The organism is Phormidium sp. CCY1219, from assembly GCF_035615515.1.
In the GTDB taxonomy this organism is placed as follows: Bacteria; Cyanobacteriota; Cyanobacteriia; order Cyanobacteriales; family Laspinemataceae; genus CCY1219.
Genome location: NZ_JAJENT010000746.1, coordinates 1 through 6,094 on the forward strand (window position 1 = coordinate 1; position 6,094 = coordinate 6,094).

The window sequence follows — 6,094 nt, forward strand, 5'->3', positions numbered from 1 at the left end:
CGGGGGACCGGGGGTCAGTCGCTCGGCTTATATCCCCACGGATAAATCCGGGGGCTTTACGCCGATTCTCGGTAAAATCAGCATGGCATCGCCAAATGAATAGAAGCGATAGTTGTGGGCGATCGCCTCGCGATATAAATCCAGCAGGCGAGTTCGCCCCACCAAGGCACTCACCAACATCAGCAAACTCGATCGCGGTAAGTGGAAATTGGTAATCAATCCATCCACCACCCGCCATTGATAGCCGGGGTAGATAAATAAATCGGTTTTGCCGCAAAACGCTTCGAGTTTTCCCGTCGCCGCCCCTGCGCCCTCGAGGGATCGCACCACTGTGGTTCCCACCGCGATCGTCCGCCCGCCGTTTGCTTTCGTCTGGCGGATTTTTTCCACCGTTTCTTGCGGTACCTGCACCCACTCTTCATGCATCACGTGATGGGTCACATCTTCTACCTCCACCGGTCGAAAGGTTCCCACCCCCACATGCAAGGTGACGAAACTGCACTGAATTCCTTTTTCCGCCAACCGTTTGAATAACTCATCGGTAAAGTGCAATCCCGCCGTGGGCGCTGCGGCGGATCCGGTTTTTTCAGCATACACGGTTTGATATTGCTCAGGTGACGCCTGGGAAGCGGTGACGTAAGGCGGAAATGGCACCTGCCCATAGGCTGGCAACAAGTCCATCAGATCCGCCCCTGAGGGCACTTCAAACTGGAGAAATCTTCCCCCTGTGGCCTCATGGGTTGCCAGTACCTTGGCTTTTAACAGATTCTCCTGGGGGAATTGTGCCCCTTCGGTGAGCCGATCCGAGGGTGCAAATAAAATTTGCGACCCAGGTTTCAAGCGTCTGCCCGGTTTGACTAATGCCAACCAGGTATTGTCCGGTTGCGGTTCGAGGAGCAATACTTCTACCGGCGCACCGGTGGATTTGTGCCCGTAGAGTCGCGCGGGCATTACCCGGGTGTTGTTGAGTACCAGCAAGTCCCCAGGTTTGAGCCATGCGGGCAAATCCCGAAACCTTTGGTGATGGTGGGAGTTGGGGGAAGAAACGACCAATAAGCGAGAGCTATCCCGGGGAACTGCGGGATTCTGCGCGATTTTTTCTTCGGGGAGGTGGTAGTCATAGGCGCTTAAGCGGCGGTCTTCTTCTCTATCCTGGGTAGACTCCCCCCCGCCTGATGTGCCTAACGCCGGAACCGCCTCCCTGTGCGTACCCGATTGGCGCGCGATCGCGTTTCCTTCGCCTTCGACTCCATCTCGATGGTTACTAAACATTCTTTGTATCCCAACACCGGATTTTTTACGGGTTTGACAGTTAAATTGTAAATCTTATCATAAAGTGGGTAAACTGTTATCCAGGGTTAAGTGGTAAAAATAGTAAGAAAATAACCTCGGTGGATGAGGAATCTTACCCGGATGGGTTATGGTAATTCAGAATACATCGGTTGTCGGCTGTAAGTTGTTCCCTGTGTGGGGAAAATTGGGTAAACCTCCCCATGAAACTTGCGGGAATTTACCCATGTGGGATAACCCTCACGATCGCAACAATAGAAATAGATTATCTAAAAGGCAACGGGAGAAATTGTCAACTCGCTCATATCCGGTCAGCAAGAACAAATTTTCCCTTTCGTCAATCGTTGTTAGGAAAACCCCAGACTTGCCCAATCGGCGATCGCTACCTCTAAGGCCAATTTGTAAGGGTTTTTGATGTTTGAAGCAGATCTCAGCAATAGAGCAAAGGGTTAAAGCACTCTAACACTCCAAACCCCACAAATGCTGGTTCATAAGGATGCGATCGCCACTCCCTGTAGCAACATTTCCAGAACTAGACCCCCGATGCGCTCAGTGGAACTGTCCAATGCGTTTACATGGCGCGAGGGTGACGGGGGTTCCGTAGAAAGTCTGGACTCGAACCCCCTTTAACCGTGGGTTTTTAGCCATTATTGTCCAATTATTCGGGAATACAGAACATGGAGTATCTCTATCATCTGGCTAATGCCAGTCTTACCCTGAGAGTTGCGGAATATCTGAATCATTCTGCCATGTTTCCGGTTCGCTTTCTCACCGTCATCCATCAAATTGACGGGTGGATCGTGCGGATTAAAATGAATCGCTGTCTGGATCCTTACGAACATGGAAACTTTCAGGCGTTTATGAATGAACTGGGGATTCCTTGTCAACCGTCTATCCGCTTGCAAATGGCGCTGTGGTGCCTCGAAAGCGGACAATCGCCGATTGAAGTGATGCGGCGCTATCAGGTGGCGGTGGTGTCCCACGGAAATCCCGAACGGGGCGAAATCGAGGAATTTCGCCAACAATTTGTCAAGGGATTGGGATATTGCCCCGAAACTTTGGCGTGAAAATCCGATTTTGAAACCCTGGATTTAAAAGAAGTTATTAGGTTAAGAATTGACCCCTGGTAATTTGGATTAAGCGCTCGATAAGTCGAAAGCGGCGGCAATGTAATGGTGGAGGATGAGTCGATAGTTTTCCAGGAGAATGGGTTGAGCGATCGCCACCGGGAGTGGGGGAACCAGTCGATCGCCTTCTAGGGAAACCCGAGGCGGAAGCGGGCGATCGCCCGGGGGGGATTCCTCGCTTCGGCATTGAACCAAAGCCACATCGAAGCGACAAGGGAATTCGGAGAACTCCGGATTTTCGGCTAAAAATAACTGGGCCGCTTGCACCAGTTTCGCTTGCTTGTGGGGCGAAATTGCTAACAAACCCCCAGCATCCCAATTGCCGCGAGAGCGAGTTTTCACTTCTACAAAGGCTAATACAGAAGAACTGCGATCGGCAACCGACAAGTGAGGGGTCTCGCCCCTCTTGTCAGTTGCTTTTTTTTGTGATATAGAGCCAGAGCGAGCGATCAGATCCAGTTCGCCCCACCGACAACGCCAGCGTTGCGCCACAATTTGCCAATTCTGACAGCGCAACCAGTGAGCCACCAACGCTTCGCCCAAGACTCCCACAGGAATTGGGCGATCGCGCTGAGAAGAAGACGAAGAAGACGAAGAACCCGACATGGGCATGACAACCGCTTTTCGCGACACTACCTGGTAAGATTACGCTATAGAGTGTGTTTCGTATAGTAAGCAACAATTATCCTGCATCCAACACCAAAGTTCGCCCGTGAGGCAACTGAGAGATCGGGATAGCGTTTTCCAAGGCCATTAAAACTTATGAACGATCGGTTTTGCAATTCAATTTGGACGCGAGTATTCAGCATCCTGTTATCCGGGGCAATATGGATAACAGGAGTTAGCGCGATCGCGGCGATCGCCGGGATATCTGCCCCACCCGCCCTCGCCAACGACTACAACAAAGAAGCCCTGGTTGGGGTGGATTTTTCCACCCGGGATCTGAAAGATTCCACCTTTACCAAATCCGCCATCCGCAATAGCGACTTCAGCAACATTGACGCGCGCGGCGTCAGCTTTTTCGGCGCTAGCTTCAATAAAGTCAACTTAGAAGGAGCGAACTTAAGCAACGCCACCCTGGATATGGCGCGCTTTAGAGAGAGCAACTTAACCAACGCCATTCTCGAAGGAGCCTTTGCTTATAACTCCCGCTTTGAAAATGTCATCATTGACGGCGCAGACTTTACCGACGTTCTCCTGCGCGATGACGCCATCAAAGTTCTGTGTGAAGTGGCCAAAGGTACCAACCCCGTCACCGGGCGCAACACCCGCGATACCCTATACTGCGACTGATAAAATCAGCCTAGGGCGGGCAAATCGGATTCGGCGTTTCCCGCTCATGCGGGGAACGAGTTCATGCCCGAGTGCGAGCTAGAAGCGCGCACTCCCCAACAGGATGCGGTGAGGCAATTTAACCCCTTGTAGAGATGGGATTTATCGCGTCTCTACGGGGGTAACACACTGAGGGGTAATGGGTGATTATTCCCCATATCCCATTGACAGCCAATTATAAAGATTCACCTGTCGTTCGCGATCGAGTTCCTGAATCCGGGCTTTTTCGGCATAGATTTGCTGTTGATAATATTTTGCCCGTTCCGGGTCGTTTTCCCAATCCGTTTCCCGCCACAGTTGCAGGGACATTTGCGATCGCTTTTCGCACATTACTCGCTCCAGACAAGCGATCGCCCCCTTAATCATCAAAGGAGTATTGAGCAAATCCCGCTCGCTTTTTTCATTCAACAAAAACAACTCAGACAGCTTTGGCATTTCTGGGTTGAACTGCAAAAACCGCTCTTGCACCTTAGACAGCAAATCCGCCGGATCCGCCACCTCAGATTCAACCGCCGCAATTTGCTGCCATAAAAACCGATGATGGGACAAACTAAAATCCAAATCGCGTTCCCACATTTCGGTAAGAATCAATTCGCGATAGTGGGGACAGTGGAGATAAAGACGCAGCAATAAAGATTCAGCGATATCGAGCAAAGAGAGATCGGAGGTTAAAGGCAATTTCACCGAATCGCGATCGCCTTCATGGATCCCTTTGCGCCGGGGGCGATTGATTTGCTTGAGCAAATCTTGCGCTCTTAACGCCACCAAAGTGCTATTTCCCTGACTGAGCAGTTCCGCACAGCGATTCACATAATACATCCGCAAATCGCGAGAGACAATTGGACTGAGCAGTTTGACCATTTCGAGCGCCACTTGCTGATAAGACGTCGGTTGTTGGAGATTTTGCCCTGCTAAAAGTTGCTGTATGCGCCAATCCAACCAGAAAGGTGCCTCAGCGAGCAATTGACGATAAGGTTCCCCAGAGTTGGTGGTTTTGAGAAATTCATCTGCATCCTTCCCATCGGGAATATGGAGAATTCGCAATTGCACCTGACCTTTAAATGCCAGATCGGCAATGGAGTCGATCGCCCGTTGGGCGGCGGTGGTGCCGGCTGCATCTGCATCGAAATTGAGCACCACCTGCTTGGAGTCGGTATAGCGCAGCAGTTGGCGCACCTGGTCCGCACTCAGAGCAGTGCCTAGAGAGGCAACCGTCTGGGTAATGCCCGCCGCATGAAGGGAGATCGCGTCAAAATACCCTTCCACCACCACCGCTTGGTCTTCTTTAGCGATCGCTCCTTTCGCTTTATCTAAGGCAAATAACATTTTCCCCTTATCGAACAATTCGGTTTCCGGGGAATTGAGATATTTCGGTTGTTCGTCTCCCAGAGTTCTCCCGCCAAACCCGATGGTTCGTCCTTGGGCATCATTAATCGGAATCATCAACCGATCGCGGAAGCGATCGTAATAACTCCCGCCACCTTTGCGCTGTTTGATCAACCCTGCCTTTTCCACCAATTGGGCCGAGAAACCCTTTTGTTCCACCAAATAGCCGTAAAGACTTTCCCATCCGGCGGGGGCATACCCGAGTTGAAACCCTTGGATCGTCTCTTCGCTTAACTGTCGTTGCGCCTGGAGATAGTCTAGGGCCGCAAGTCCTTCCGGTTGACGCAGGGCATGTTCGAAAAAACTGCGGGCGATCGCTACAATCTCGTAGAGGCGATCTCGCAGGGACAACTGACGCTCTAACTCCTGACGCTGTTCGGGTTCGAGGGTTTTCACCGGCACCTGATAGCGCCGCGCCAGGTCCAATACCACATCCGCAAACGATTGCTGGCGGATTTCCATCAAAAATTTAATCGCATTCCCTCCCGCCTGACACCCGAAACAGTAATACAGTTGCTTGGCGCTACTGACGCTGAAACTCGGCGACTTTTCATCGTGAAACGGGCACAACCCGACAAAATCTTTGCCTTGTTTTTTCAGTACCACATACTCCGACACCACATCGTAGATGTCGGCGCGTTGCTTCACTTCGTCGATGGTATCGGGGTGCAGGTGCGGAACCTTCATAATGCGGGTGCTATAGCCTTTCTCAGATTGATATGGTACGTAGCCGAATAGTCATTACTGCTCCGAGGTGAAAAATTCTCTACCTTACCCATATGAAAATATTATAACTATGGCGCGCTCGCGATAGGTTTTTTCACCGATGGGGCGCTACAGGATAAATAACTATCCCGCTCATCGGGATAGTTTTTTCCCATCCCTGGAATTGGACTAGGGATAAATAACCATTGCGCTAATCCCTATGTTTTTTCCCATGCCTGGAATTGGACTAGGGA

The 6,094-nt window shown here is 51.1% G+C and carries 5 protein-coding genes; 2 read left to right on the forward strand and 3 right to left on the reverse strand.

Features of this window, described 5'->3' with window-relative positions; all coding sequences use genetic code 11:
• Positions 1–27 precede the first annotated feature (27 nt).
• The gene (queA, locus tag LKK83_RS22720; protein WP_324633663.1) at positions 28–1,272 is read right to left on the reverse strand and encodes a tRNA preQ1(34) S-adenosylmethionine ribosyltransferase-isomerase QueA; all 1,245 of its coding nucleotides are present in this window, start codon (positions 1,270–1,272) and stop codon (positions 28–30) included.
• A 695-nt stretch (positions 1,273–1,967) separates the two neighbouring features.
• Here queA and LKK83_RS22725 point away from each other — a divergent pair.
• On the forward strand, positions 1,968–2,357 hold the full coding sequence (locus LKK83_RS22725; RefSeq protein WP_324633664.1) for a hypothetical protein: 390 nt from the start codon (positions 1,968–1,970) through the stop codon (positions 2,355–2,357).
• A gap of 69 nt (positions 2,358–2,426) precedes the next feature.
• Here LKK83_RS22725 and LKK83_RS22730 read toward each other — a convergent pair whose 3' ends face one another.
• Positions 2,427–3,023, reverse strand: coding sequence for a YraN family protein (locus tag LKK83_RS22730; RefSeq protein WP_324633665.1), 597 nt, complete (start codon positions 3,021–3,023; stop codon positions 2,427–2,429).
• A 156-nt stretch (positions 3,024–3,179) separates the two neighbouring features.
• Here LKK83_RS22730 and LKK83_RS22735 point away from each other — a divergent pair, with 156 nt between their 5' ends.
• Positions 3,180–3,710, forward strand: a complete 531-nt coding sequence (locus tag LKK83_RS22735; RefSeq protein ID WP_324633666.1) for a pentapeptide repeat-containing protein — start codon at positions 3,180–3,182, stop codon at positions 3,708–3,710.
• A 186-nt stretch (positions 3,711–3,896) separates the two neighbouring features.
• Here the strand turns inward: LKK83_RS22735 and dnaG are convergent, their stop codons facing one another.
• Positions 3,897–5,822 (reverse strand): DNA primase, encoded by a 1,926-nt coding sequence (gene dnaG / locus LKK83_RS22740; RefSeq protein WP_324633667.1) that lies wholly within the window; start codon positions 5,820–5,822, stop codon positions 3,897–3,899.
• Positions 5,823–6,094 lie beyond the last annotated feature (272 nt).

Bases quoted from the DNA above. Each gene is read 5' to 3' on its own strand.
- queA (WP_324633663.1), bottom strand. From the start codon at position 1,272: ATGTTTAGTAACCATCGAGATGGAGTCGAAGGCGAAGGAAACGCGATC.
- LKK83_RS22725 (WP_324633664.1), top strand. From the start codon at position 1,968: ATGGAGTATCTCTATCATCTGGCTAATGCCAGTCTTACCCTGAGAGTT.
- LKK83_RS22730 (WP_324633665.1), bottom strand. From the start codon at position 3,023: ATGTCGGGTTCTTCGTCTTCTTCGTCTTCTTCTCAGCGCGATCGCCCA.
- LKK83_RS22735 (WP_324633666.1), top strand. From the start codon at position 3,180: ATGAACGATCGGTTTTGCAATTCAATTTGGACGCGAGTATTCAGCATC.
- dnaG (WP_324633667.1), bottom strand. From the start codon at position 5,822: ATGAAGGTTCCGCACCTGCACCCCGATACCATCGACGAAGTGAAGCAA.